Here is a 26700-nt window from a genome sequence, read left to right on the forward strand (position 1 = left end):
GGCCGGATCGAGCGAAAGATGGCGACGAAAACGGGAATCATAAATACGCAGAGTCGAACGGTGTAGACGAGAATAGCCGTGGCAACCGAGTCGTTCCCCCGCCCGATCGGTACGCGCCGTCGCTTCACTGGATTGCTCGCAGCGACTGCCCTCGGCGTCTACCTCCTGTTGATTATCGGTGCGACGACGTCGATCACTAACGCGGCCGCGGCGTGTTCGACGTGGCCGACCTGTCACGCACCGGTCGATCCCCTGAGTCAGACGGATCTGGCAATCGCCTGGGGTCACCGGATCGCCGCCGTTTTCGTCGGCCTGCTCGTCGCAGCGAGCGCGGTCGCCGCGACGCTCGGTGACGCCTCGAGTCGCGTCCAGGCCGTCCTCCTCGCCGGGGCCGCGCTGTACGTCGTCCAGATCGGCGTCGGCGCCGCCACCGCCACGCTCGGACCCGCCGCGATCGTTCCCGGGCTCCACCTCGCGCTCGGCCTCGTGATCTTCACGGCCGTCGTCCTCGCGCTCGCCTGGGACCTCGAACTGGCAACGGGACGCGAGAACGATATCATCGAATCGCCGGAACCGCTCGAGCCGGAACCCGCCGCCGAGAGCGGACGATCGCTGCCCTCGGGGCGACTCGCTCGGGCCCGACTCACCGCGTTCGCGTACTTCAAGATGATGAAGCCGCGGCTGATGTGGCTGCTCTGTCTCGTCGCCGCCGCGGGAATGGCGCTCGCCGCCGGACCCGCCCTCGACCGCTACACGATCGTCGCCACCCTCGCTGGCGGTGTCCTCGCGATCGGTGCCTCGGGGACGTTCAACCACGTCCTCGAGCGCGACGTCGACCAGCAGATGTCCCGGACGGCCGACCGACCGCTGGCGACCGACCTGATTCCGGTCCGGAACGCGCTGCTGTTCGGCTTCTTCCTGTCGGGTGCGTCGATGGCCGTCTTCCTGACGATCAACGCCCTCGCGGCCGCGCTCGGGCTCGCCGCGATCCTGTTCTACAGCGTCGTCTACACGCTGTTGCTCAAGCCGAACACGGTCCAGAACACGGTCCTCGGCGGACTCGCAGGTGCGCTGCCGGCGCTGATCGGCTGGGCGGCCGTCACCAACGAGATCGGTCTCCCCGCCCTCGCGCTCGCGGGCGTCATCTTCCTCTGGACGCCGGCGCACTTCTACAACCTCGCACTGGCGTACAAGGACGACTACGCCCGCGGCGGCTTCCCGATGATGCCCGTCGTCCGCGGCGAGACCGAAACCAGAAAGCACATCCTCTACTACCTCGCCGCGACGCTCGTCGGAACGGTCGGACTCGCCTGGATCACCGATCTCGGCGCGCTCTACGCGACGACGGTCGTCGTCTTCGGCGGGGTCTTCCTCTGGACCGCCGTCGTCCTCCACTTCGAGCAGACCGAGGCCGCGGCGTTCCGCTCGTTCCACGCCTCGAACGCGTTCCTCGGCGCCGTGCTCGTCGCGATCCTCGTCGACGCGCTCGTGCTTACTACGTCGCTGGTCTGATTTTCGCTCGCTACCCCGCAAGGTGCAAGCGACACCGTCACTGTCGGTCGTCGCCGAGTGCGGTCGACGCGTATGGTATTCGTCACTACCTTCGTCGTCAGTCTCGTAACCGGCGGGCTGGGTGTGTACCTCGGCGCGCGACTCGTCCTCGGCTCGGACGACCGCATCAACGCGGTCGTCACCGGGTTACTCGGAGCCGTCGTCCTGGTCGGCGGCGGCCTGCTCTTCGGCTGGGTGCCGGTGCTGGGTCAGCTCCTGCTGTTTTTCGTCTACGTCGCGATGATCCGCCACCGCTATCCGGCCGATTGGGTCGACGCAGCCAAGGTTTCGGGTATCGCCTGGTTCACCGTCGTCGTCGTGCTGGCGCTGCTCGCGGTCGTCGGCGTCGTGACGCTCGAGGTCGTCGGAATTCCCGCCTGAGCGGCCGCGTTCCGGAGTGTCGACTATCGGTTCTGGAATCGGCCTGCGTGCGGGCCGACCGCGCAGAAGCGGTATCCATAACACCCCCCACCCCATAGCGATTGTCGAATGAACCGCCGTTCGTTTCTGACACTGGCTGCCGGAGTCGGCACGTCTCTGGCGCTCGCAGGCTGTACGGCGTTGTTCGATGCCTCGCTTCCCAGCGAACTCGAGGACGTCGAACCGGACGCCGACCAGCTCCCGACACCGACGGTCGGCGAGGGCGACGTCACCATCGACGTGTACGAAGACTTCGGCTGTCCCGCCTGCCAGGAGTTTCAGGCCGACGTGTTCCCCCAACTCGAGCAGCGGCTCCTCGAGGACGACGAGGCGACGTATCGACACTACGACTTCCCGCTGCCGGTAGAGGACGAGTCGATTCCGATGGCAAACGCCGCTCGCACGGTCCAGGCCGCGACGGGTACCGACGACGAACCCACGGGCCAGTTCTTCGAGTACAAGCGAGCGGTGATGGAGGCCAGCGACTGGAGCGACGAGGGGCTGGCGAATCTCGCGGAAGCCGAGACCGACATCGACCCGAACAACGTCCTCGACGGACTCGAGGAGAAAACCTACTACCCGACGCTCGCCGCCGACTGGAACCGAGGCGACGAGAACGGCGTCGACAGCACCCCGACGGTGCTGGTCGACGGGGAGCCAGTCGAGGATCCGCTCGACGTCGACGAGATCGTTTCGGCCGTCGAAAACGCCGCATAACGGCACGCTGGGTCCTATCACGGTAGCGTCGCTACCGAATCGACGACTTCCTGTCGATCCGGCAGCTTCCAACTGTTTTCTGGACGTTTGGACAGAACTATGCACCTGTCGGCCCGATTTGCGGACTGTCCGGGAGTTTCGTAGTATATTGTTACTACCTCGAGCGACGTATCCTCCGGTGAGGGAGACCAATGCCGACAGACGAGTTACAACCGACTGCAGAGCGGCGGACCGGCGAAATCGAACACGGCGTCGATGCGGGGAAACACCTCGAGTTCATCGACTGGGTCGAGGCGAACCCGGACGAGGCGATGCTCGAGTTCCGGGCCTCTGGCGTCGCCGAGGAAATCGCGAACCGGACGACCGCGACGATCGGCGACTGGGCGCTTGGCGGCGACGAGATGGGCGACGTACGCGAACACACGCTCGAATTCGGCCTCCCGCCGGAACTCGAGGAGGCGATGGGATACGTCGAATCGACCGACCGACACGAAGCGATCGAAGGTGCGCTAGCGGGACTCACCGCGTGCATCAACGGAACCATCGTCTACAACGCGATCCGCGAGGGGATCGACGTCGAGGGAGTAGCGACGACGGTTCGCGCGCCGGTCGACCTCCGGATGCTGTTCGGGATCCACGATATCGACCGTGCTCACGACATGTACGGCGAGCTCGAGATCGACGTCGAGGTGATGGGTGATCTCACACCGGAGGAGAAGATCGCCGTTCGCAACTATCCGAAGCGCTCACCGGTCTACAACCTCGTGACGCTCGAACACCCGAACGTGCCGAACGTCGATTTCACCACTGCTGCCTGAGAGACATCCTCCTCTTTTGACGCCGTTGCTACTCGTCGTCTCGACGAGCCGAGTCGATCCGCTCGAACTGGTCCTCGCTGAGGTCGAGGTCGACGGCGCCGACGTTCTCCTCGAGCTGGTCGGGCGTTCGCGCGCCGACGATCGGCACGCAGGTAAACCGGTCCTGCTGTGTGAGCCAGCGCAACGAGACCTGTGCCGGCGAGGCGTCGACCTCGCTCGCGACGCTCTCGACCGCCTCGAGGACGTCCCACGCCCGGTCGGTCGCGTAGCGGTCCTCGAAGACGTCGTCCAGGCTGCCCCGCGAGCCGTCGGGTGCTTCGACGCCGCCGTCATCGGTGCGCTCGTACTTGCCCGTCAGGAAGCCGCCGGCCAGCGGCGAGTACGGACAGACCGCGAGATCCTGGTCGGCGCAGACGTCGAGGTAGTCGCCGACGGCGTCGTAGTGGGCGGCGTTGACCATCGGCTGGGTGACGTCGAACCGCTCGAGGCCCTCGACGTCGCTGGTCCAGAGTGCCTTCGTGAGCTGCCAGGCGGCCATCGTCGAAGCCCCGAGGTGGTTGACTTTCCCCTCGCGGACGAGGTCGGTCAGCACCGACATGGTCTCCTCGATCGGAGTGTCCTCGTCCCAGCGGTGAATGTAGTAGAGGTCGAGGTAGTCGGTGCCGAGTCGGTCGAGCGTGCCTTCGATCTGGGCGCGGATGTGCTTTCGTCCGAGTCCCGAATCGTTCGGTCCGGGCTCGCCCCAGCCGTTAAACGGGAAGTACACCTTCGAGGCGATGACGACGTCCTCGCGGTCGACGTCGCGGTCTGCGAGCCACTCGCCGATCCACTCCTCGCTGGTGCCGTCGGGGTCGCCGTAGACGTTGGCGGTGTCGATGAAGTTGATGCCGTGCTCCCGGCAGGCGTCGAGCAGTTCGTGGGCCTCCTCGCGGTCGGTTTCGTTCTCGACGCCACCGGTCGCGCGACCGAACCGCCAGGTACCAAAGCAGAGTTTCGAGACGGTCGTGCCCGTGTTTCCGAGCGTAGTGTACTCCATATCCGGCGGTTCTCCCGCGAGCGACAAAACGGATTGGGCTGCGGCGAACGACGAATCGGGCGGCTACAGATCGAACGACGGCAACACTTCCTCCTCGTAGAACTCGATCGCGGGCTCCTGCTCGGGGCCGACCTGGTGGTAGTGAATGTGGTCGTAGCCGACGTCGAGCGCCTGCTCGATGCTCTCGATGTGATCCTGCGGGTCGGGACTGGTCGTCGTTCCCGACTCCGCGATGTCCTCCTTCTCGACCATCTGGGCCGCCTGCTCGAAGTGCGCCGGCGTCGGCAGTTCCTGGCCGAGTTCGCCCGGAATCGAGCCGTTGGGCCAGTACTCGTAGATCGTCTCGACGGCCTCCTCCTCGGTCTCGGCGTAACAGCCGTGCAGCTGGGTGTATTTCGGTCCGTCGCCGCCGGCATCTGCGTAGACCTCGGCCGGCTTCTCCTTCGGACCGGAACACCAGAGTCCGTCGGTGTTGTCGGCGACCCACTCGGCCGTCTGGGGCCCGAACGCGCTCCCGATCACCGTCGGTTGTTCGTCGGGACAGGTGAAGAGCCGGGCGTTCTCGACCGTGTAGTGCTCGCCGCGGTGGCTCGTCGTCTGCCCGGTCCAGAGCTTTCGCATGACGTCCATCGCCTCGTCCAGCATCTCGAGGCGGACGTCGTGTTCGGGCCAGCGCTCGCCCGTGACGTGTTCGTTCAGGTTCTCGCCGGTGCCGACGCCGAAGGTGAACCGGTCGCCGAACATCTCGTCGACCGTCGCGACGGCGTGGGCGACGTTGACTGGGTGGATGCGGATCGTCGGGCAGGTGACGCCGACGCCGACTTCGATCTCGTCGGTCGCGTTCGCGATCGCGCCGAGCGTCGACCAGACGAACGGCGACTCGCCCTGCGCGGAGACCCACGGGTGGAAGTGATCCGAAATCGAGAGAAAGTCGAAGCCCGCTTGCTCCGCCCGTTCGGCGATCTCGACGAGTTCGTTCGGCTCGTGCTCCTCGCTCGAGAGCGTGTACCCGAGTTGTGCCATATTCCGGCTTCGACGACCCTGTGAGTAGATGCTGGCCTTGCACACGCCTACGGAGCTGTCACTCGAGTCTCGCGGCCGTCGTAGAGAGATCACGCAGAAAAGAGAGGTCGGGTACTCGGTCGAGTTACCCCTTCGTACCGCCGAAGGAGAACCCGTCTTCGATGTACCGCTGGGCGAACATGTAGATGAAGACGACCGGCGACGCGTAGACGAGCGCGAACGCCGCGAACTGCCCCCAGGGAACGTTGTGCTCGTCGATGAGCGCGAACAGTCCGACCGGGAGCGTGTAGTGTTCGGGCGAGAGGATCAGCTGTGCGATGATGAACTCCATCCAGCCTACGAGGAAGATGAAGATGAAGATCGTGGCGATGCCGGGTTTGGCCAGCGGTAACACGACCTCCCAGGCGACGCGGAACGGCGACGCGCCGTCCATGACGGCCGCCTCCTCGAGGGAGGTGGGTATCGAGTCCATGTACGTCTTTAACAACCATGTGTTGAACGGCACGGCCATCGCGGCGTAGTACAGCGACAGGACGAGCCGATTGTTCGTCACGCCCATGCTCGAGAAGATCGTGTACAGCGCGATGACCGAGGCGATACCCAGTCCGGCACCGACCTGCGTGAACAGGATGTAGCCGTAGAGCAGTTTCATCCGACCGGCGAACTCCTTCCGGGAGAACGCGTACGCTGCCGGAACGATCATCAGCATCGCGAACACGACCGTCCAGAAGCTGATGTACAGGCTGTTCCAGAAGTACCGCGGGAAGTCGGACGTCGAGTCCACGTAGTTCCCGGCATCGAGGAAGACGATCCGGGGCCAGGAGAGGTAGAACTCGACGTCGATGAACGGAATCGTGATCCCGATAATCGCACCGGGAATGGCGATGTCGCCGACAACCCAGATGAACGCCGCGGGATCGAACTGCTCCGGAATCAACCCGGCGCTGTCGGTCGAGTACAGCGTTGCTCCTTCGCCCTGTAGCGCGATGATGAAGATCCAGTAGACGGGGATCAACAGCACGAAGACGAACACGACCGTCGCCATCGTGGCGAACACCGTCTTCGCGACGTCTCTGGGATCGATCGTCCCTCGACGCATCCCGTCGATGGTGTACGCAACGTCGGCGCGCCACTCTGCCGGCTTCTCGAGGGCCGTCCGAACGTCGTTGCGTACTCTGTTCGAGAGCCAGTCACGCATCGTCATGGACCGTCCACCCCTTCGGCGAGACGGCCTTTCCAGACTGCAACTATCATGAAGGCACCAATGAACGCGACTGCAGACATCATGATCGCCGCACCAGCCCCGTAGGCGTTGAAGTTAAACGCCTCCTGGTAGCCGTGCAGGACGATGAGTTCGTTCGCTCTGTTCGGTCCGCCGCGGTTGAACACGTACGGGATGAGGAACTGCGTGAACGAGGCCGCGGCCGTGAGGATCGACGCGAACATCACGGGCCGCTTGATCGACGGCACGGTCACGTGCCAGAATCGGTGGAAGTAGCCGGCGCCATCGACTTTCGCCGCGTCCATGAGTTCGTCCGAGACTGCCTGCAGGGCGCTCACGGTGATGATCACCATGAACGGGTACGCCAGCCACATTTCCGTGACGAGGTAGCTGGCGAACGCCATCCATCGATCGTTGAGCCACGCCTGTTCGCTGAATCCCAGGAAGATCACGGCCTGGTTGGCCAGTCCGAACCGCGCAGAACTGAAGATGCCGCTCCAGATCGTGATCGTGAAGATCGGCGGCAGCGCCCACGGGATGATGATTATCGAGCGCATGTACCGCTTCCCTTTCACCCGGTCGCTCGTCATGATCATCGCGATGCCGACGCCGAACGCCACCTTCAGCGCGACGCTGCAGATAACGAACAGCCAGGTGATGCCGAGCGAGTTCCAGAACGTCGGGTCCGAGAACACCGCGATATAGTTCTCGAGGCCGACGAACGACTCCTCACCTCGCAGGCCGAAGAAGCCGGTTACACCGCCCGGACCGTCCTGAAAGACGGTCGACGGCTCCGCGTCGGTAAACGAGAGGTAGATCGTGTACGCGAGCGGAAAAAACATGAACAGTGAGAACGCCAACAGTCCCGGAAGGACGAGAAACAGCGGCCGGTGCTCGTCGAGGCGCTCTCTGAGGTGTTTCGGCACGGTCGCCTGATAGCGTTCTCGCGTCCGATCTCCGACTGAAGAAAGACTCATTGTTCGAGTTCAGTCCCAGGCGTCTTCGATTCGACTCTCCGCGTCAGCCATCGCGTCGGCGACCGACTTGTTCCCGTTGAGCGCCTCCCACCACTCGTCCTCGAGCGGTTCCCAGACGGCCTGGAAATCGGGATCGACGGGCATCGGCTGGCCCTGGTCGACCGCTGCCGCGAAGCCCTGAAGGTCGTCGGTGAGTTCGTCCTCCTCTTCGCCGTCCTCGGCGAACGCGTTGTGAACCGGGATGAATCCGTGGTCGTCGGCCATCTGCGCGATGACAGCAGTGTTCGTCGTGTACCACTCGGCGAAGGCACGTGCCGCGTCGGCTCGCTCGTCGTCCTCGTCCATCGCGGACGCGAAGTAGATGAGCTGAACGCCAGTGAACGGACTCGGCGTGTGCCCCTCGACTTCCGGCCACGGTGCGACACCCCACTCGAACTCGTCTTCGTCGAGCTGCCCGAGCTGCCACGGGCCGCTGAAGAGGAACGGGGCGTTTCCTTCGAGGAAAACGGCTTCCTGTGCCTCGCCGTCCGGATCGCCCGGCATGTACTCCCAGACCTCGTCGAGGACGTACTCGAACCCTTCGACGGTTTCGCTGTTCGTCAGTCCGAGCTCGCCCGCCTCGTCGTCGTAATAGTGCCCCCCGAACCCGTGCGGGAACGCGCTCACGTGGTAGGCGTCCATGGGCCATCCCAGGCCGTAGGTGCCGTCCTCGGGGTCGTGGTGCTCTGCGGCGATGTCCAGCAACTCCTCGAAGGTCTCCGGCGGCTCGTCGACGTACTCCTTGTTGTAGATCAACCCGACGGTCTCCGCGGCGTGGGGAAGTCCGTGAAGCTCGCCATCGAACATACCCGACTCCGCGTTCTCGCCGAAGTACTCCTCGAGATCGAAGCTCACGTCGGCGGACTGGTCGCTGAGGAAGCCGTTCTGGTGGTATTCGCCGATCCAGTCGTGGGCCCACATGAAGAGTTCGGGGCCGTCACCGGCGGGGATCGCGGCCATCGTCTGCTCTTCGAGGTCCGAGATGTGGTTCGGTCCGATGTCGGCGTCGAACTGACCGTTGAAGCTCTCGAGATTCGCTTCGAAGTCGTCTTGCTCCCCGCCGGAGAGCGAGTGCCAGAGCGTCGCTTCTCCCGAGATGTCCTCTGGTTCGACCGTTTCCCAGTCCTCGTGTTCGTCGTAGTCCTCGGCGCCGCCGTTCCCGCCGTCGTCGTCGCCCGATTCCGGTTCTTCCGTACTGATGCACCCTGCGAGGACGCCGGCAGCCGAAGCGCCCGCGAGATACTTCACCATTGTTCTCCGTTCCATTGTCATGGGGAATACGTGATGAATTATGACTTCATATATTTAGTCTTTTGGTGTTACGATGGCACGTCCCACGGTATGGTTCGCCGTATCTATGCGTCGGGAGCGCTACTACCGACCGTTCGCCAAGATCGTGCCGTCCGTTCTAGATGGAGAAGCGAGAAGAAATAGTGCATCACATATTGGAAAACGAGGAAAAGAACTATATGCCCGATCGCCAGACACTACACAAATGGCGCGTCTGAAAGTAGAAAATCTCCGAAAGGAGTTCGACAGAGGTTCGATCGTAGCCGTCGACGACGTCAACCTCGAGGTCGAAGACGGCGAGTTCGTCACCGTCGTTGGCCCCTCGGGTTGTGGAAAAACGACCACGTTACGGATGATCGCGGGACTCGAGGAGCCGACCTCCGGATCGATTCACCTCGGCGACGAGGACGTGACGGACCAGAGCGCACGCACTCGCGACGTCGCGATGGTGTTCCAGAACTACGCACTGTATCCGCACAAGACCGTCTTCAAAAACATGGAGTTCGGCCTGCGGATGAGCACCGATCTCTCGAAGCCGGAGCGCCGAGAGAAAGTCGAATGGGCCGCCGAGATGATGGATATCGAGGACCTGCTGGAGGACACACCCGACGAACTCTCGGGAGGGCAACAACAGCGCGTCGCGCTCGGGCGGGCGATCGTTCGCGAGCCGAAGCTGTTCCTGTTCGACGAGCCGCTCAGTAACCTCGACGCGAAGCTTCGAACGACGATGCGGGCGGAGATCCAGCGTCTGCAGGACGAACTCGGAATCACGTCCGTCTACGTCACGCACGACCAGGAGGAGGCGATGACAATGGGTGACAAGATCGTGATCTTGAACGACGGCGAACTCCAGCAGACCGGCGAACCCAAGGCCGTCTACGACGAGCCGGCGAACCGGTTCGTCGGCGGATTCATCGGCTCGCCGTCGATGAACTTCGTCGACGTCGTCGCCCAGCGATCGGGCGATCACCTCGTCCTGACCGACGGCGAGGCGTTCCAGTACTCGCTTTCCCCCGAGTACTCGACGGAGATGGCGGTCGACGACGGGGAGTCCGTGATCCTCGGGATTCGCCCGGAAGACGTCCACCCCGCCGACGGCGAGGACGGGATCAGGACGACGGTCGACGTCGTCGAACCGATCGGTAGCGACAACTATCTCTACCTCGACATCGGCGACGAGTTCATGGCGCGAGTCAGCGCCGACTTCGAACCGGAGGTCGGCGACTCCGTCGAAGTCACCTTCGAGGAGTCGAAGATCAGACTCTTTGACGACGACAACGGAGAATCGCTGCTCCACTCGAGCGAACCGGTGCCGACGCCGGAACCCTGAAGACGCGGCGAAACTCCACAGTTTCTCTCGATCGGGTCTCTCCGACTGCTACTTACGAGTGTAGAATCAGGTTGCGATACGCCGCCGTCCACCGCCTCTCTCAAAACTTGCTGTAATAGTATCTCAATCATAAACAGTAAAGGCGGACGATCTCCTTCGCGTTCACATGCAACACCCAGGGCCGCCGCGATTCTGTGCCGTCGGCGAGCGCATCGAGCTCGCACCGCGGTCTCCGGATCCGGACGCGAGCTACGAGTGGTCGCTGCTCGAGAAACCCGCCGAAAGTACCCTTTCGGCCCCTGACAGCCCGGTCCTGGAGATCGAACCGGATGCGCCCGGAATCTACCGGTTCGCGCTCGAGTCGCCCGCCGGAACGCACGAACAGCGCGTTCGCGTCTTCCCCGACGTTCGCCGGCCGACGAGTTTCGACCTCGAGCGGGACGAACTGCCGGAACACGACCCCGAGGACGTGTCGATCATGGGGCCGTTCAACGAGCACCGGTTCGGTCGCGAGTATCCGACGCTCGAGGACGGCACCTACCGCTACGAGATCGACCGTCAGCCGGGAACGCACCGCTACGGCTACGTGCCGGGCGAGGACTTCGAGAGCGCCGTCTGGGAGGAGGTTACCGTTCCCGGCCCCGGCCGACCGCGGGTCCGCCTCGACGGAGCCGTCGACGAGGAGGATGCGGCGGTCGTCGTCACCGCCGACGCGACGCCCGGAACGGACAGCGAGTACGACGCTGCCGACCTCGCAGTCGAGTTCTACGCGGACGACCGCGACTCGCTTTCGGACGCCGATCTCGAGATCGACGAACACGTGGTTCGAGTTCCGCTCGCCGATCTCGAGGAGGCCGTCCGCGTCCACGCGGTTGCCGTCGGCGAGCGCCACAGCGTCGCGGACTGCGTCGTCGTCCACCCCGACGGGCGGGTCGAGCGGCCGAACGATCCGCCGGAGTGGGCCCGGGACGCCATCGTCTACGAGATTTTCGTCCGGTCGTTTACCGACCCCGCCAGCTTCCAGGCGCTCGAGCGTCGCGTACCCTACCTCGAGTCGCTGGGGATCGACTGTCTCTGGCTGACGCCGGTTCTCGAGAGTCCGACGGAGCACGGCTACCACACCACGGACTACTTCGACACCGCCTCGGATCTCGGAACCCGCGAGGAGTTCGAGTCGTTCGTCGATCGCTGTCACGAGGCCGGGATCAAGGTCGTCTTCGATCTCGTGATCAACCACACCGCACGAGAACACGCGGCGTTCGACATGAGCGCGGCCCAGGTTCCCGCGTACGACGACTGGTACATCTGGGAGCCGCTCGAGGAGGCCGCCGTCGAAGCCGACGATCTCGAGGGTGGGCGGGACGTCTACGCGCCCCCGTCACGGATCACCGCGGACGGGCAGACCGAGGTCGCCGACTACTACTTCAACTGGCACGGCATCCCGAACGTCAACTACGACTCGCTCGCGGTGCGATCCTTTTTCGGCTCGGTCGTCGACGAGTGGGTCGACGTCGTCGACGGCTTCCGCTGTGACGTCGCGTGGGGCGTCCCGCACGGCTTCTGGAAGGAGATCAACGAACGCGTCAGGGCGCAGGACGACGAGTTCCTGCTGCTCGACGAGACCATTCCGCGCGATCCGGCCTACGCCGAGTGCGAGTTCAACGTCCACTACGACACGACGCTGTACTACGCGCTGCGCGACGTCGGCAACGGAGAGCGACCGGCCAAGGCCATCCTCGAGGCCGCGACGGCGCCCGACCGCGAGGGGTTCCCGGAGTGGTCGCTGCACATGCGCTACGTCGAGAACCACGACGAAACGCGGTACCTCACGGAGTGCGGCGAAGACGCCCAGCGCGCGGCCGTCGCGGCCGTGCTCACGCTGCCGGGCGTCCCCATGGTCTACTACGGCCAGGAGCGCGGTGCGACCGAGTACCGCCAGCTGATGCCCTGGGAGGGCGACAGCCGGGCGACGACGTTCCACCGGCGACTCGTCGCCGCTCGACGCGACTCCGCGGCGCTCTCTCGCGGTGACCTCGCCTCGATCGAGTCCGAAGCCGACTCCGAGCGGGTCGTCGCGTTCGCCCGCGAAACCGAGGACGAACGCGTCGCTGTCGCCCTGAACTTCGGGGAGGAGCCCGCGCAGGTGGAACTCGACTGCACCCTCGAGCCAACTGATCTCGTCACCGGTGACGACCTCGAGGCCGAGAGCGGTGAGGGATCGACGACGCTCGCCGTCGAGGACGTCGTCGTCGCCCGCATTGCGTAGCGTCGAGGGAGTCGCCGCCGGCCGGGAATCGAACGGCTTACGCCGGCCGCGCCGATAGCGGCCCGTATGGATACCCCGGTCGTCGCCGAGGGGCTGGAAAAGCGCTACGGCGAGACGGTCGCACTTTCGGGCGTGACGCTGTCGGTCGAACGGGGCGAGGTGTTCGCACTCATCGGCCCGAACGGTGCGGGCAAGACGACGCTCGTCCGCGCACTCACGGGTACGACGGAACCGGACGCCGGCACCGCACGCGTTCTCGAGGCGGAGCCGACGGCCGTCGACCGAGACCGACTCGGCGTCCTCCCGCAGGCGTTCTCGCCGCCAGGCCGACTCACGGCCCGCGAACTGCTCGCCTACTACGCCGGCCTCTACGCCGAGCACCGCGATCCCGAAGACGTGTTGGCCGACGTCGGCCTCGCAGACGCGGGCGAGACGTGGTACGAGGACCTCTCGGGCGGTCAGCAGCGCCGGGTCTGCGTCGGGACGACGCTGGTGAACGACCCTGGCGTGCTCTTCCTCGACGAGCCGACCACCGGCATCGACCCCGCCGGGCGCCGGACGGTCTGGCGACTGATCGAGGCCCTCGCCGAGGCCGGGACCACGGTCTTCCTCACGACCCACGACATGGCCGAGGCCGAACGCCTTGCGGACCGCGTCGGGCTGCTCGCCGGCGGCGACCTCGTCGCGCGAGGGACCCCCGAGGACCTCGTCGCCGAGCACGCCGGCTCGAGCCGACTCGAGATCGAGACGACCGCCGAGCCGAGCGCGTTCGAGGACCTCGCCTTCCCGGTCGCCGCTCGAGGGGAGGAGGTTATCGTCCGTGGCGTTTCCCCCGCCGATATCGGCGCCGTGGTCGACTATCTCGACGCCCGGGACCTCGAGTACTCCGGGCTCTCCTGGTCCGAACCCGACTTAGAGGACGTCTACCTCGCGCTGGCCGACGAGACCGAACTCGAGCGAACCAACCGAACCGACCGAACCGGCGAGACACTTGCTCACACGGGTGAGACGGCGTGAGCGTCGTCGACCGCGTTCGGGCCGAGACCGGCGCCGGCTGGCGATCGTTCGTCCGTCGGCGGACCGCGGTCTTCTTTACGTTCTTCTTCCCGGTGATCCTGATCGTCATCTTCGGCGCGCTGGTACGGACGGATCCGACCGGTGAGGGGCTGTTCACGGAGCCGCCGGCGTACTACGTGCCGGGCTACCTCGCGGTCGTCGTCCTCTTTACGCCGCTGTCGCGCCTGGGGAGCGAGGTCGCCCGTCACCGCGAGGGCAACCGCTTCGAGAAACTCGCGACGACGCCGCTAACCCGCGGCGAGTGGTTGCTCGCCCAGACCGTGGTCAACGCCGTCATCATCGGCCTGGCGAGCCTGCTCATCCTCGCGCTCGTCGTGATCCTCACGGGCGCCGAGATCGCCTTCTCGCCGCTACTGGTGCCGTACGTGCTCGTCGGCGTCGTCTGCTTCTGCGGAGTCGGGACGATGCTCGGCAGCTACACGGACTCTCGGGACGGCGCGGTCGCCGCCAGCAACGCCATCGGACTGCCGCTGCTCTTCCTCTCCGAGACGTTCGTCTCGCTCGAGCAGCTTCCCGGCTGGTTCGAACCACTCGTGAACCTCTCGCCGCTGACGTACTTCGCCCGCGGCGTGCGTGCGGCCACGTATCCGGACGCCGGAACGCCGGCCGTGGCCGGAGTCGACCCCGCGCTGGCGAACCTGGCTATTCTCACAGCACTTGCCATCGCCGCGTTCGCCCTCGGCGCACGCTCGATTCCGCGGACCGATTGACGAACACATCGACGGCTGCGTTTCCCGCTCTCACATCCGTTCCGAGAAGTCCCAGCCGTAGACGACGGCGGGATCGATCGTGATCACGACCTCGTCGCGGTCCTCTCGCAGAAGGCTCCGTGCGAGTTCCGACTCGGTGCCTCCGAGATACCGCTCGAGGAGGTCCCGAAGAACCTCCTTCTCGGGGTCCGGTTCCATCGATGCGCTGCCCCGCCCTCGGACTCCCGCGTAGGGCGGCTCGTTCGTCGAAATCTCGAACGCGACGCCGGGGTTCTCGCGCAGATAGCTGACGACGTCTGCCGATGCGGACGTGGCACACTCGAGTCGCCAGTCGTCCCCGTTTTCGTCCGTCTCTCCCGGACGGTATCGATACCACAGCGATACCATCCAGAGGTGTCCGGACGGCGTCTGGCAGCCGAGCCTGACCGGAATCGTCTGCGTCTCGAGAAACGCCGTGATGTCGTCGCGTGAGCGCGAGCCGCGAACCTTCATACCGAACGTACGCTTGCCCCCTATACTAAACCGAGGTACCGGTGGCCGACGAGTCGACGTCAGTGGGCGTCGTCGATCAGCGCCTGGATGTCGACCTGACGCTCCTCTTCGTTCGCTCGGTAGGCCGCCTCCGTCAGCGCGGTTACCTGGAGTCCGATCGTTCCCGGGACGGCCGGATCGGTGGTGCCGCTGATCGAATCGAGGAAGTTCTGGAGCTTCGCCGTCGTCAGCGTCGTGAAGTCGGTCTGGGCCTCGATCACGCTCTCGTAAACCGTCGCCCCGCGTTCGGCGAGTCGAATCCGCTCGCCGTCGAAGGTGACCTGTCCGCCCGTCCCCCAGATGGCGTACCCCTCCGACGGCGTGAGTTCGACGCCGTTCCCGCTGACTGTGACGCCGGCGAGGATCGATCGATCGTCTCGCTCGAACTGTACCGAGAGCGCGCTGTTGACGTCGATCTGTTCTTTTGCGTACTCGATCCTGGCCGACACCTGGGTCGGAGTGCCGTCGAGGATCCAGCACAGTGCATCGATCAGATGCGAACCCGTATCGTACAGCTGTCCCCCTCCCGAAAGCGCCGGGTCGACGCGCCAGGTCCCCTCGTGGAGCCCGATCCAGTCCTGGCCGAGGTACGCGTTCGCGGCGTGGATCTCGCCGATCCTGCCGCTGTCGACGAGGCGCTTGACTTCGGTGAACCCCGGGTGGAAGTGGCGCTGGTAGCCCACCTGGACGACGAGGTTTTGGTCGTCGGCCAGTTCGACTAGCTCGACGGCATCTCCGACGTCGGTCACCATCGGCTTCTCGAGGTAGACGTGGACGTCGGACGCGAGACACGCCCTGGCTTGCTCGAAGTGGAGGGTGTGTGGGGTGACGATCAGTGCGATATCGATCTCGTCTCCGTGGGCGTCGAGCAACTCGCCGTGGGTGGCGTACGCCGGGGCGTCGAACTCGCGCTCGAAGACGTTCCTGGCTTCGTCAGAGACGTCGGCCCCCGCCAGCACCTCGACACCCTCGAGCCCGGCCAGGATCTCGATCTCGAGTTGGCCGAGCCCCCCGAGTCCGATCGCGGCTGCACCAAACTGCATACCCCTATACCCCATGGCAGACACGAAAAGCGCTTACCAACCCGTCTCACTGGCAGACAGTCGTGCGTTCCCGGCGGTCTTTGTTGCCGATCGGTCGGCGCCGAGTCTCACCAGAAGCTACTCTCCGTTCGGCAGCGTTCAGACGGCTATGCCTACGTGCCCCGGCTGCAAGCGACAGCTGTCTCACGAAGAGTGTATCGGCCACCTTCGCTACTGCAAGTGGCTCTGGAGTAATCACCCGGAGCAGGAGTCACGATGGGGAGAACAGCTCGTCCGGCAACTCCGCGATCGAGAGCGGTAAGGCGACGACGAACGGACGCCGCGATCAGAACGACGGGACGAGCATCGACGCGAACTCGTAGCCGTAGATGTGGTTGAGCATCAGGTAGGTAACGATCCCGAGGACGAGACTCAAGATCCACGACCCCGCGGCGATGCGCCCGACTCGAGCGTGGGCGGTGTCGCGCAACTCCGTCGGCGTATGCGTGAGCCCCAGGATCAGCGCGTAGAGCACGACGGGGACCGCGACGATCGAGAGGAGGATGTGGATCGCCAGCATCACGAGGTAGACGTTCCGAACCAGTTCCTGACCGACGAACTCCTTCGTCCCGCCGCCGCCGACCCTGATCAGGTAGACGACGAGAAACAGGAGGATCGTCGTGAACGCACCCGTCATCGCGAGGCGGTGTTTTTCGACTTCGCCGGTTCGGATCCAGTACCAGCCTAGCACCAGCAATACCGTCGTTACCGCGTTGATACCCGCGATCGCGTGCGTAAACGCGTTCACCTGAGCGTTCGTGAGATCCGGATAGATCGGGATGTCGGCGACGAACGTCCCGATAACCAGCGTGTAGCCGACGATCGTGAGCACGATCGTCACGCCGACCGGTCGTTCCCGGAGCCGTCGTCTCGCGTTCGCCGTTGCCATTGTCGGGCGTTAGGAGAGACTCCGTATCTGTCTTGCTGTTCCGGAACGCAGTCGTAACTCGCCGAACCTGATCGGGGGCTACTCGAGAGAGACCGTTCCGTGCCGATCGATCGTCACGCGATAGTCACAGTACCGAAACGAAACCTTACAACCGAATCGCGGGGTACCGACGGCCTTCGGTGCGAAGAGTTTGTCGAGTGCCTCCGGATCGACGGCCGTGTACAGGGACTCGTACTCTGGTGGACAGAGATCTTCCGGCTGAACCCCTTCTGCGTCGGCCACGGCTTCGACGACCGCCAGACTCGGCGCGGTCCAGCCCGCTTCGTCGGTACCATCGCTCCCAGGGTTCATTGTAATTCGCCTTTTCAGACACGATTGAAGAAAGTTGTCCTTCACGGTCAAATTTCGTCGCTCATGGGGGCCTTTGCCCTCGAATGTTGGGATATCTAGAGATTGGGGCGGCGGCGGACTAGTAATCGAGAATCTGATATTTCGTATCAGTAAATTCGTTCACGTCTCGATGAACTACTCGAGCAACCGTCGCGAAACTGGATCGATCGAACGAGCATCTGGAGCAGTTCACCTTCGCGGCGTCAACGACCTCCAGGAGCCCATACGGATGATCTCGACGTCTCTTCAGCTCCTCGAGACCGAGATCTGGACGATCTGACATCGATCCTCGACGACGAGCATCAGATCTCACCTCCGAGATAGGCCTCGATGACGCGTTCGTCCGCCTGTATCTCCTCGGGAGAGCCACGCGAGAGCACTCTCCCCTGGTGCATGACGATCACCGTCTCGCAGTTGTTCATGATGACGTCCATGTCGTGCTCGACGAGGAGAAACGTGTATCCCTGCGATCTGAGTTCGTGGATGCGCTCGAGGAGTTTCTTCTCGAGCGTCGGGTTGACGCCGGCCATCGGCTCGTCGAGTAACAACATCTCCGGATCCGTCAGGAGCGCCCGGGAGAGTTCGAGAAGTTTTCGCTGGCCACCCGACAGGTTCGCCGCGTCCTCGTGGGCCAGGTGATCGATTTCGAACAGTTCGAGGGTCTCCCAGACGCGTTCGAGCAGCGCTCGCTCCTGTTCGACGATCGACCGACGAACGCCGGGGACGACTGTGCGCCAGAGCGACTCGCCGAGCTGGTCGTCGAACGCCAGCAACATGTTCTCGAGCACTGTCATCCCGCTGAGCTCCCGGCTGATCTGGAAGGTTCGTACCAGCCCGCGGTCTACCAGCTGGTAGGGCCGCAGTCCGGTCACGTCCTCGCCCTCGAAGATCACCCGTCCAGCGTCCGGGTTGTAGACACCGGTGATCAGGTTGAATACCGTCGATTTCCCGGCCCCGTTCGGGCCGATGAGCCCCGTTATCGTTCCTCGCTCGATCTCGAAACTGGCGCCGTCGACCGCGACGATGCCGCCGAATCGCTTCTCGAGGTTCGAAACGCGAAGCATGTCGGCCTCCGCTCGCTCCTGCTCACTGACCCCGGCTTCACTCATCCGATTCACCTCCCTCTGGGGAAGCGGGGTCACGCTCGCGGGGCGGTCGTTCCTTCGTCAGGTCGAGGGGCGATGCGGGTTCGTTCCGGTGGCCGAGTATCCCGTCGGGACGATAGATCATCAGTGCGATCAGGACCACACCGAAGAGGACGAACCGAAGATTCGGGAGTTCACCTACCGCGTATCCCAGCAGGGGCATCGGATCGAGGTCACCCAGTGCGATCACTCCGTCGTAGACCGTCGGGGGTCGTGGCAGGTCGAAGGTGGCGTCCACGATGCGCTGGACGAACGGCGGACCCTCGAAGAGCAATCCGGCGAACAGGAGCGCCCCGACGACGCTCCCGGTGTTCGACCCTGAGCCGCCGATGATCAGCGCGATAAAGATGTAGAACGTAATGATCGGCAGGAACAGGTTCGGATCGACGTATCCCCGTCGGCCCTGCCAGACCATGCCTGCCAGACCCATGAACGCACACCCGAGCATGAACACCTTGATCTTCACGCGATCGGTGTTCTTGCCGAGCGACCGTGCGGCGAGTTCGTCCTCCCTGATAGCTTTCAACACCCTGCCGAACGGGGAGTTGCCGATCCAGGTGATGACGACGAACACGAACGCGACCAGCACCACCAGAACGGCGGTGTACACCCACCCCTCGACGACCGACGGACTCAGCTCCAGCGCGTCCCCGATCGCCAGGAACGGCCGTCCGACGAGGGACGGGCCCGCCGTCGGGTCCCCGTCGACGTACATGAGTCTCCGCGAAACCGTATTTCGAAGGTTCGGGAAGGACATTCCCTGTCCACCGCCGGTCCCGAGCTCGACGCCGAGTAAATCGAACTCCTGGAGCGCACTCGAGTTGTACACCAGCCGGATCACCTCCGCGAACGCCAGGGTGACGATCGCGAAGTAGTCAGCACGGAGACGCAACGCCGGTAGAGCAACCACGAATCCGACGAGCGCCGCGGCAGCGAGTCCCGCCAGAACGCCGATCCACAGCGGCAGCCCGAGTCCGGGGAAGGTGGCATCCGGTGCGGCTGTTACCAGCGCCATCGTGTATGCACCGACGGCCATGAAGCCGGCGATACCGATGTTGAACAGCCCCGTATAGCCCCAGTGAAGGTTGAGCGCCAGGGCGACCAGCGCAAACGACGTCGCCAGCAACGTCACCTGCTGAAGCGTGCTGACGATACCGTTGAAGTCCAGTCCCGCCGCGAGGCCGAGGCCGATAAAGAGGCCGTACACCACGAGTGTGGCCTTTCCGATGATGACGACGTCGTCGAGCCAGCGGGGACGTGCGTCGGCGTTCAGGAGGAACGCGCCGGGACCGTCGCCCCCGTCCGGCTCGAAGGGGGTGTCGCGGGTCATGCTGTCTCCACCCCCCCGAAGATCCCGGATGGCCTGAAGATGAGAATCATGATCATGAGCGTGAACGCGGCGACCTCCGTCAGGTCTCCCGGAATCCACACCAGCGAGACGTTCGTCGCCAGCCCGATGATCAATCCGCCGGCGATTGCGCCGTAGATCGATCCGATGCCGCCGAGGATGACCGCCGAGAAGATCAACAGGAGGAGGAACCACCCGGTGTTGAAGCTGAGCGTCTCCGTCTCGAGGACGATCAGATAGCCGGCCACTCCGGTCAGTCCCGCACCGATGATCCAGGTCATCAGGATCACTCGCTCGGTCGGAATTCCGGTGATGAGCGCGAGATCACGGTTGTCGGCCATCGCCCGCATGGCTTTTCCGAGCTTCGTGTACTGCAACAGAAGGTGGAGCGCGATCATCAGTGCGACCCCGATCACGACGAGACTCGACTGATGGACGTTCAGCGAATCGGTCCAGAAGAAGAGTTCGTGATCGACCGTCGGTGAACTCCTGGTTACGCCGCGTGTCTGTTCGCCGTAGAAGAACACGATCACGTACCGGAGCGCCAGCGCGACCCCGATGCTCGCGATCAACAACGGTATCCCGCCAGCATTTCGCATGCGCCTGTACACTACTCGATCGATCGCCAGCGCCACGAGGATCGTCGCGACTGCCGCGACGATCAATCCGATGATGATCGCAAGCGGCGCCCCGAACAGGTGCATGTCGAGCTCGCGGGCGGAGGTCCCACGATCGGCGTTCAGGAGGATCGTCGAGCCGAACTCGGCGACTCCGATTCCCCCGACGACGTAGGCAGCGGTCCACCCCGTGAACGCACCGGTCGTGACGAGATCACCCTGCGAAAAGTTCGCAAACTTGAGAATCGCGTAGGTCATCGACAGACCGACGGCGGCGAGCGCGATGATTAGCCCGTCGACCAGCCCTCGCCAGAGGAACAGCGAGAGCGTGCCGAACCGAAGGTCACCGATGACTACTCGACGAACGAGGTCGACCACCAGGACGCCCAGGCCCGCTAAAAGCAACACCCCGAACCACTGTTCCAGAGTCACCTTCGAGAGGTGACTTCGGCCGTCTGCAAACGCCATGATGTTAGTTAGCTTGCAGCATAGAAATAGTTCGTCTAGGAGCTGATGACAGACAACTGTCCCTGGACCCAACGTGGCCATCGAATATCGAAGGCGACCGTCGAGCGACCCTAACACGCCGGCTTTCAGTTCGAGTTGCGATCTGGCTCGCTCTCATCTGCTGGGCGGATCAAAACGGTGAGGCACGGAACGATCAGCAGTTCGTGTGCACCCGGTGACTCCCCTGTATCGTCTGCACACCAGTCAGTGGCCGCCAGAATAGCAGTAGATAGCGCTTTCCAGTCTCGCACTGTCAACTGAGGTGTTCCTCGATAACGTCACTCTCGATATAGCGGGGCACAACCGCTCTCCAGGGAGGAGGAACGGAGGAGAAACCATGGCCGAAGCAACATCACCGGACGAAGGAACGGACGTAGAAACGGTCACCTCTGCGGACGGGACGGAAATCGCGTTCGAACGGACAGGGAGCGGGCCACCGCTCGTGCTCGTTCCCGGGGGCGCCATCGATCGCTCGGGATGGTGGGAACTCGCCGACGTTCGTCCCGCCCTCGCGGAACACTGTACGGTCTACGCGATCGATCGTCGTGGCCGCGGCGAAAGCGGCGATGCCGACGAGTACGGGCTGGAACGGGAGGCCGAGGACGTGGCCGCAGTCGTCGATTCGATCGACGATCCGGCGACGGTCTTCGGACATTCGTTCGGGGGGCTCTGTGCGCTGGAGGCGTCCCTACGAACCGACGCTCTTCGCGGACTCATCCTGTACGAACCCGGAGGCAACCTCATCCTGCACGAACCCGGCGTCGGAGTCGGCAACGAACCCGACTTCGGAGCGATGTTCAGCGAGATAGAGCCGCTGCTGGCCGACGGTGAGAACGAGCAGGCGCTCCTCTCGCTACTGGACGTCGTAGAGTTTCCGTCGGCGCACGTCGATGCCGCTCGAGCGGCGCCGCACTGGCAGGGGAAAGTTGACGCGGCCCAGACGATGCTCCGCGAAGGACAAGCGCTCCTCGAGTACGAGTTCGATGCCGAGCGATTCGCAGGGATGACCACGCCAACCCTGTTGGTAGCCGGCGGCGAGAGCCCCCAGTGGTTCACAGACGGGACGGAAGCGCTCGACGACGCGCTCCCGAACAGCCGGATCGCTACCATCGATGGGGCAAAACACTTCGCGATGGTCAGCGAGCCGGACCGCTTCGTCGAGGAGGTGCTCGCGTTCGTCCAGGACTCGAGCTATAGTAGCCACTGAACGTCAGTGCGCACCCGATCGCGCGACGGGAACGCGGCTCGGAGCGAGCGCGGTTCGGAACGAGCGCGGTTCGGAACGAACGAAGTGAGTGAGAACCGCGGACCGCGAACGGGGAGGAACGACCCGTGAGCACGAAGTGAGTGAGAACCGCGGACCGCGAACGGGGAGGAACGACCCGTGAGCACGAAGTGAGTGAGAACCGCGGACCGCGAACGGGGAGGAACGACCCGTGAGCACGAAGTGAGTGAGAACCGCGGACCGCGAACGGGGAGGAACGACCCGTGAGCGACGTAAGCGAGAACCGCGGACAGTGCGATCGGTGTGCAAACAGTTTCAGTTGTTACTATAACGATCGGGCCTCGTTTTCGGCGTTCGTTCGATCTGCACACCGAGCGAGCGGCTGATTGGCGAAGTCAACGAGAAACGACCAGGATCGTCTTGCTGCATCCAGGATTCGAACCGCGAGGACGCTCGTTCCCTGAGGTCGAATCCGCCAAATGGTTTATTTCACGCCCATAAATGATTAAAAATAGTCCCGGGCGGATTCGAACCGCCGTCAGCGGCTCCAAAGGCCGCTATGATTGGCCACTACACCACGGGACTTCGTCCGCAGATGCGAGTTATCTGCGTGTCGGCTTATGAGTTATTGTTTGTCCTGCTCGGAGAAACGTCGATCGATCCGATTTCGGCTAACCGGTGACAACTCCGACAAAGACTGATAAGATTGTCCACTGTGTGGGCTCGTTGTGGGTTCTCAAATTCACGAACGGGTGTGATGTGGTGAACGTCCGGTTCGCGTCCCATCTCATCGCACGATATTCCACAGTTTTGGCATCGATACTCGTCTCGTTCCAGCACCTGCTGTCGTATTTTGTACCACTTCCCTCTGTAGACATTCTCGGCGACGGTCTCTGGTTCCGATAATGAGAGGGCGTGACAGTTATGACTGCAAAACCGGACGGGTATCTGTCCGCTCTCGATTGAAGGACGTCTATGATCCGCCCACAGAATTCGCAGACTTTTTTCGTCCGTTCGATATCGTGTACTTCGTAGTACGGAACGCCGAGGAATTCATCGCTCTCTTCGACGCACGTCGAACAGTATATCCCTTCTTTATCTGATGGATAATACTCGAACTCCGCATCACATCGCTTGCACTCCGCCGCTTCCTTTTTATTTCTCCAATTGCCGTTGTGTTTCCCTGCGTTCGGATTACAATTCTCGCAAAATTTTCGTCTCGCTTTGGGATCATAGAACTCCGTCTTACAACCAGCGCATGTGCGATTCGGGAGCGGTTTTCCGTGAACCTTCGTATGGTGTTGCCGCATTCCCCGTTCCGTGGATAGAATTTTCTCGCACGTTGGACACTCCATGTGGACTTTCGCCGTATTATCCGATTTAAATTCGAGGTAGCGAGAAAAAAGATGACTAAGACCCTGATTTACGCGACACACTCGTTAATTTGAAACGAGATCCACAAAACAGAGGCTGAGAATATCCGTCGGTCGCTATAGCCAATTAGAGGTAGCCTTCCTCGGCCAGCCGCTCGATTCCCTCGCGGAGTCGTTCCTCGCTCGCGGCGTAGGAGATCCGGGCGTAGCCCGGCGTTCCGAACGCGCTCCCCGGAACCGTCGCGACGTGGGCGTCCTCGAGCGCCCCCTCACACCACTCCTGATCGTCGTCGGCCACCGGGAGCATCATGTAGAACGCGCCCTCGGGGACGGCGACGTCGACGTCGTGTTCCTCGAGCAGGTCGACGACCAGATCGCGGCGCTCGCGGAACGCCTGGACCATCTGGTCGACGGCGGTGTCGGTGTTCTCGAGCGCCTCGATGCCGGCGTGCTGGACGAAGTTCACGGCCGAGGAGACGGAGTGGCTGTGAAGCTTGCCGGCCTGGTCGATCAGTTCCTCGGGGCCGGCGAAGTAGCCCAGCCGCCAGCCGGTCATCGAGTAGGCCTTCGAGAAGCCGTTGACCGTGATCGTGCGGTCGGCCATCCCTTCGAGCGTACCCAGACTCGTCGGTTCGACGCCGTAGGTGATCTCCTTGTAGATCTCGTCGGAGATGACGGTGACGTCGTGTTCGACGGCCAGATCGCGGACGCCCTCGAGCGCCTCGTCGGAGTAGACGGCGCCCGTCGGGTTCGACGGTGAGTTGACGATCAGCAGGTCGGTCTCGTCGGAGACCGCGGCCTCGAGGTCGTCGAGCGCGGGCTCGAGCTGGAAGTCGGAATCGGAGAGGTCGACGCGCGTGAGGTCGCCGCCGGCCATCTTGACCATCGCCTCGTAGGAGACCCAGGCGGGGTCGAGCAGGACGACCTCGTCGCCGTCCTGAACGAGCGCGCTGACGATCTCGTACAGCGCCTGCTTCGCGCCGGGCGTGACGATGATCTCGTCCGTGCTGTGATCGAGACCGTCGTCGGCCAGCTTGTCGGCGATCGCCTCGCGAAGTTCGAGGATGCCGGCGGAGGTCGTGTAGCCGGTGTGGCCGGCGTCCATCGCGTCCTTCCCGGCCTGAACGACGTTCTCGGGCGTCGGGAAGTCGGGTTCGCCGACGGAAAGGTCGACGACGTCGACGCCGTCGTTCTCGAGTTCGGTCGCGAGCGCGGAGATGGCGAGCGTTGCGGACGGTTCGACTCGGGTTACGCGGTCGGTGAATTCCATCGTCATTGTTGTGAATCGGGATCCGGGAGTTCGGCGACGAGATCGAGCGCGCCGTCGACAGCCTTCGCCGCGTTCTCGACGCGTTCGCGCGCTTCGGCGGCGGACATGCCGGGGCCCGTCACGCCGAGCGTCACGGGAGTGTCACGCTCGAGACTGACGTCGGAGAGCCGCTGTGCGGCGGCGTCGGTGATCACCTGGTCGTGGTTGGTGTCGCCCGTGATGACCGTGCCGATGACGGCTACCGCATCGACGTCGTCGAGGCGAGCGAGCCGGTCGGCCGCGAGCGGCGCGTCGTACGCACCGGGGACGTGGACCGTCTCGTACACCTCGGCGCCGGCGTCGTTGGCGGCCTCGAGGGCGACGTCTTCCATCTGCTCGGTGATCGATCGGTTGAACTCCGCAACCACCAGTCCGAGCGTGGTCATACGCGAGCCGTAGTCTGGGTGAGTAAAAGAGGTACCGTTCTCGCGTGACCGATCCAGTAGCTGATTCCGGTCGCGTGTTGCGATCGATCGTAACCGGAGACGACACGCAGGCACCGAGATCACCACGGAAAGGGCAGGGCTTTCGTAGTGTTCTCGATTGTGCTCACATTCGAACCGTCGGTTCCAGATAGTGAGCACGATCGTGACGTGAAGTGAGAACCCTTAAACGAGCCCGAAGCGAACGAGCGCGCAATGACGACGTTACAGACGCCAGGACCGACGCTCGGCGTGGTCGGCGGGGGACAGCTAGGACGGATGCTCGCCGAGGCGGCCGCGCCGCTCGGTGTCGAGATCGTCGTGCTCGACCCGACGCCGGACTGTCCGGCCGCACCCGTCGCTCGGGACCAGATCGTCGCCGACTTCGACGACGAGGCGGGAATTCGCGAACTCGCCGCGCGTGCCGACGCCCTCACGTTCGAGATCGAACTGGCCGACCAGGAGGCCCTCGAGCGCGTCAGCGAGGATTCGGGCACGCCGGTCCATCCCAGGCCGTCGACGCTCCAGACGATCCACGACAAACTCGTCCAGAAACGGGCGCTCGAGGACGCCGGCGTCCCGGTACCGCCGTTCCGGGCGGTCGAGGATGCCGACGACGTCCGGGAGGCCATCGACGACTACGGTGCGCCGGTGATGCTCAAGGCTCGGACGGGTGGCTACGACGGGCGCGGAAACGTCCCCGTCGAGTCGGCCGAGGAGGCCGACGCGGCCCTCGAGTCGGTCGCCGGCCCCGCGATGGTCGAATCGTTCGTCGACTTCGAACGCGAAATTTCGGTGATCGCCGTGAAGGGCTACGGCGAGACCGCCACGTTCCCCATCGGCGAGAACGTCCACGAGGACGAGATCCTGCGGGAGACGATCGTTCCGGCGGGTTCGGACGCGGCCGCCGAAGAGCGTGCCCGCGAAGTTGCGAGGGACGTGCTCGAGGTGATGGACGGTCGCGGGGTCTACGGCATCGAACTCTTCGAAACGAGTGATGGAGAAATCCTGCTCAACGAGATCGCACCCCGTCCGCACAATTCGGGCCACTGGACGATCGAGGGCGCCCACAGCTCCCAGTTCGAACAGCACGTCCGGGCGGTTCTCGGGTGGCCGCTCGCCTCGACGGAGCTCCGATCGCCGACGGTGTCGGTGAACCTGCTCGGCGACGTCGACGACTCCCAGGATGCCGAGATGCGGAACGTCGAGCGGATCCTCGAGACGCCCGCCGCTCACCTCCACTGGTACGGCAAGCGCCAGGTGCGTCCCCTGCGGAAGATGGGTCACGTGACGCTGTCCGCGCGGGACGACGAGACGACTGAGGAGTTGCTCGAGACCGCACGCGCCCTCGAGAACTCCGTCACCTTCACCTCGGAGTGAGTCCCA

The 26700-nt window shown here is 63.9% G+C and carries 27 protein-coding genes and 1 tRNA gene; 12 read left to right on the top strand and 16 right to left on the bottom strand.

What is annotated here, in order from left to right:
* Positions 1-72 precede the first annotated feature (72 nt).
* The 4 genes from CV102_RS03010 to CV102_RS03025 all read left to right on the top strand — a co-directional run bounded on the left by CV102_RS03010 (position 73) and on the right by CV102_RS03025 (position 3506).
* On the top strand, positions 73-1512 hold the full coding sequence (locus tag CV102_RS03010) for a heme o synthase (protein ID WP_148856376.1): 1440 nt from the start codon (positions 73-75) through the stop codon (positions 1510-1512).
* Between the two features lie 72 nt (positions 1513-1584).
* Positions 1585-1932 (top strand): hypothetical protein, encoded by a 348-nt coding sequence (locus CV102_RS03015; RefSeq protein ID WP_148856378.1) that lies wholly within the window; start codon positions 1585-1587, stop codon positions 1930-1932.
* Positions 1933-2040: 108 nt separating this feature from the next.
* A complete protein-coding gene (locus CV102_RS03020; RefSeq protein ID WP_148856380.1) occupies positions 2041-2688 on the top strand; it encodes a thioredoxin domain-containing protein in 648 nt (215 codons plus the stop codon).
* 191 nt (positions 2689-2879) lie between these two features.
* Positions 2880-3506: an OsmC family protein gene (locus CV102_RS03025; RefSeq protein WP_148856382.1), complete on the top strand. Its 627-nt coding sequence runs from the start codon at positions 2880-2882 to the stop codon at positions 3504-3506.
* 28 nt (positions 3507-3534) lie between these two features.
* Here CV102_RS03025 and CV102_RS03030 read toward each other — a convergent pair whose 3' ends face one another.
* The 5 genes from CV102_RS03030 to CV102_RS03050 form a co-directional block, all read right to left on the bottom strand.
* Positions 3535-4542, bottom strand: a complete 1008-nt coding sequence (locus tag CV102_RS03030; RefSeq protein WP_148856385.1) for an aldo/keto reductase — start codon at positions 4540-4542, stop codon at positions 3535-3537.
* A gap of 63 nt (positions 4543-4605) precedes the next feature.
* Positions 4606-5565: a TIGR03557 family F420-dependent LLM class oxidoreductase gene (locus tag CV102_RS03035; protein ID WP_148856387.1), complete on the bottom strand. Its 960-nt coding sequence runs from the start codon at positions 5563-5565 to the stop codon at positions 4606-4608.
* Between the two features lie 124 nt (positions 5566-5689).
* A complete protein-coding gene (locus tag CV102_RS03040) occupies positions 5690-6769 on the bottom strand; it encodes a sugar ABC transporter permease (RefSeq protein ID WP_148856389.1) in 1080 nt (359 codons plus the stop codon).
* The gene (locus tag CV102_RS03045) at positions 6766-7764 is read right to left on the bottom strand and encodes a carbohydrate ABC transporter permease (protein ID WP_148856391.1); all 999 of its coding nucleotides are present in this window, start codon (positions 7762-7764) and stop codon (positions 6766-6768) included. Before CV102_RS03045 ends, CV102_RS03040 begins: the two co-directional genes overlap by 4 nt.
* Before the next feature lie 9 nt (positions 7765-7773).
* On the bottom strand, positions 7774-9069 hold the full coding sequence (locus tag CV102_RS03050) for an extracellular solute-binding protein (RefSeq protein ID WP_187432842.1): 1296 nt from the start codon (positions 9067-9069) through the stop codon (positions 7774-7776).
* Positions 9070-9298: 229 nt separating this feature from the next.
* Between CV102_RS03050 and CV102_RS03055 the strand changes: the two genes are divergently transcribed.
* The 4 genes from CV102_RS03055 to CV102_RS03070 all read left to right on the top strand — a co-directional run bounded on the left by CV102_RS03055 (position 9299) and on the right by CV102_RS03070 (position 14476).
* Positions 9299-10423: an ABC transporter ATP-binding protein gene (locus CV102_RS03055; protein WP_148856395.1), complete on the top strand. Its 1125-nt coding sequence runs from the start codon at positions 9299-9301 to the stop codon at positions 10421-10423.
* 166 nt (positions 10424-10589) lie between these two features.
* Positions 10590-12689: an alpha-amylase family glycosyl hydrolase gene (locus CV102_RS03060; protein ID WP_148856396.1), complete on the top strand. Its 2100-nt coding sequence runs from the start codon at positions 10590-10592 to the stop codon at positions 12687-12689.
* A gap of 66 nt (positions 12690-12755) precedes the next feature.
* Complete coding sequence (locus CV102_RS03065; RefSeq protein WP_148856397.1) at positions 12756-13706, top strand: ABC transporter ATP-binding protein; 951 nt, start codon at positions 12756-12758, stop codon at positions 13704-13706.
* Positions 13703-14476: an ABC transporter permease gene (locus CV102_RS03070; RefSeq protein WP_148856398.1), complete on the top strand. Its 774-nt coding sequence runs from the start codon at positions 13703-13705 to the stop codon at positions 14474-14476. Before CV102_RS03065 ends, CV102_RS03070 begins: the two co-directional genes overlap by 4 nt.
* A gap of 30 nt (positions 14477-14506) precedes the next feature.
* Here the strand turns inward: CV102_RS03070 and CV102_RS03075 are convergent, their stop codons facing one another.
* Complete coding sequence (locus CV102_RS03075) at positions 14507-14968, bottom strand: pyridoxamine 5'-phosphate oxidase family protein (RefSeq protein WP_148856399.1); 462 nt, start codon at positions 14966-14968, stop codon at positions 14507-14509.
* 59 nt (positions 14969-15027) lie between these two features.
* Positions 15028-16050 (bottom strand): Gfo/Idh/MocA family protein, encoded by a 1023-nt coding sequence (locus CV102_RS03080; protein WP_148856401.1) that lies wholly within the window; start codon positions 16048-16050, stop codon positions 15028-15030.
* 148 nt (positions 16051-16198) lie between these two features.
* On the opposite strand from CV102_RS03080, the gene CV102_RS25725 reads away from it, so the two are divergent.
* Complete coding sequence (locus CV102_RS25725; RefSeq protein WP_187432843.1) at positions 16199-16351, top strand: hypothetical protein; 153 nt, start codon at positions 16199-16201, stop codon at positions 16349-16351.
* Positions 16352-16375: 24 nt separating this feature from the next.
* On the opposite strand, the gene CV102_RS03085 is transcribed toward CV102_RS25725, so the two are convergent.
* On the bottom strand, positions 16376-16978 hold the full coding sequence (locus tag CV102_RS03085) for a DUF420 domain-containing protein (RefSeq protein ID WP_148856402.1): 603 nt from the start codon (positions 16976-16978) through the stop codon (positions 16376-16378).
* A 78-nt stretch (positions 16979-17056) separates the two neighbouring features.
* Complete coding sequence (locus CV102_RS03090) at positions 17057-17329, bottom strand: HalOD1 output domain-containing protein (protein ID WP_148856404.1); 273 nt, start codon at positions 17327-17329, stop codon at positions 17057-17059.
* Positions 17330-17498: 169 nt separating this feature from the next.
* On the opposite strand from CV102_RS03090, the gene CV102_RS25730 reads away from it, so the two are divergent.
* Positions 17499-17648 (top strand): hypothetical protein, encoded by a 150-nt coding sequence (locus CV102_RS25730; protein ID WP_187432844.1) that lies wholly within the window; start codon positions 17499-17501, stop codon positions 17646-17648.
* Between the two features lie 22 nt (positions 17649-17670).
* Here CV102_RS25730 and CV102_RS03095 read toward each other — a convergent pair whose 3' ends face one another.
* The 3 genes from CV102_RS03095 to CV102_RS03105 are packed head-to-tail and all read right to left on the bottom strand — an operon-like array spanning position 17671 to position 20946.
* Entirely contained in the window at positions 17671-18477 is an 807-nt protein-coding gene (locus CV102_RS03095; RefSeq protein ID WP_148856406.1) for an ABC transporter ATP-binding protein, read from the bottom strand.
* On the bottom strand, positions 18470-19843 hold the full coding sequence (locus CV102_RS03100) for a branched-chain amino acid ABC transporter permease (RefSeq protein WP_148856407.1): 1374 nt from the start codon (positions 19841-19843) through the stop codon (positions 18470-18472). The genes CV102_RS03095 and CV102_RS03100 overlap by 8 nt, the downstream gene beginning before the upstream one ends.
* A complete protein-coding gene (locus tag CV102_RS03105) occupies positions 19840-20946 on the bottom strand; it encodes a branched-chain amino acid ABC transporter permease (protein WP_148856408.1) in 1107 nt (368 codons plus the stop codon). The genes CV102_RS03100 and CV102_RS03105 overlap by 4 nt, the downstream gene beginning before the upstream one ends.
* Positions 20947-21322: 376 nt before the next feature.
* On the opposite strand from CV102_RS03105, the gene CV102_RS03110 reads away from it, so the two are divergent.
* The gene (locus CV102_RS03110; protein ID WP_148856410.1) at positions 21323-22192 is read left to right on the top strand and encodes an alpha/beta fold hydrolase; all 870 of its coding nucleotides are present in this window, start codon (positions 21323-21325) and stop codon (positions 22190-22192) included.
* A gap of 530 nt (positions 22193-22722) precedes the next feature.
* Here CV102_RS03110 and CV102_RS03120 read toward each other — a convergent pair.
* The 4 genes from CV102_RS03120 to ribH all read right to left on the bottom strand — a co-directional run bounded on the left by CV102_RS03120 (position 22723) and on the right by ribH (position 25278).
* A tRNA-Gln gene (locus tag CV102_RS03120) sits at positions 22723-22795 on the bottom strand.
* A gap of 33 nt (positions 22796-22828) precedes the next feature.
* Positions 22829-22996 carry an HNH endonuclease gene (locus tag CV102_RS27130; protein WP_306438828.1) on the bottom strand — a complete coding sequence of 56 codons (168 nt, stop codon included), beginning with the start codon at positions 22994-22996 and terminating at the stop codon, positions 22829-22831.
* Positions 22997-23710: 714 nt separating this feature from the next.
* Positions 23711-24859 (bottom strand): pyridoxal phosphate-dependent aminotransferase, encoded by a 1149-nt coding sequence (locus CV102_RS03130; protein ID WP_148856412.1) that lies wholly within the window; start codon positions 24857-24859, stop codon positions 23711-23713.
* Complete coding sequence (gene ribH / locus CV102_RS03135) at positions 24856-25278, bottom strand: 6,7-dimethyl-8-ribityllumazine synthase (protein ID WP_148856414.1); 423 nt, start codon at positions 25276-25278, stop codon at positions 24856-24858. The genes CV102_RS03130 and ribH overlap by 4 nt, the downstream gene beginning before the upstream one ends.
* A 252-nt stretch (positions 25279-25530) precedes the next feature.
* On the opposite strand from ribH, the gene CV102_RS03140 reads away from it, so the two are divergent.
* Complete coding sequence (locus CV102_RS03140) at positions 25531-26694, top strand: 5-(carboxyamino)imidazole ribonucleotide synthase (RefSeq protein WP_148856416.1); 1164 nt, start codon at positions 25531-25533, stop codon at positions 26692-26694.
* The last annotated feature ends 6 nt before the right edge of the window (positions 26695-26700 follow it).

Origin of the sequence: Natronococcus pandeyae, from assembly GCF_008122205.1 — an archaeon.
In the GTDB taxonomy this organism is placed as follows: domain Archaea; phylum Halobacteriota; class Halobacteria; order Halobacteriales; family Natrialbaceae; genus Natronococcus; species Natronococcus pandeyae.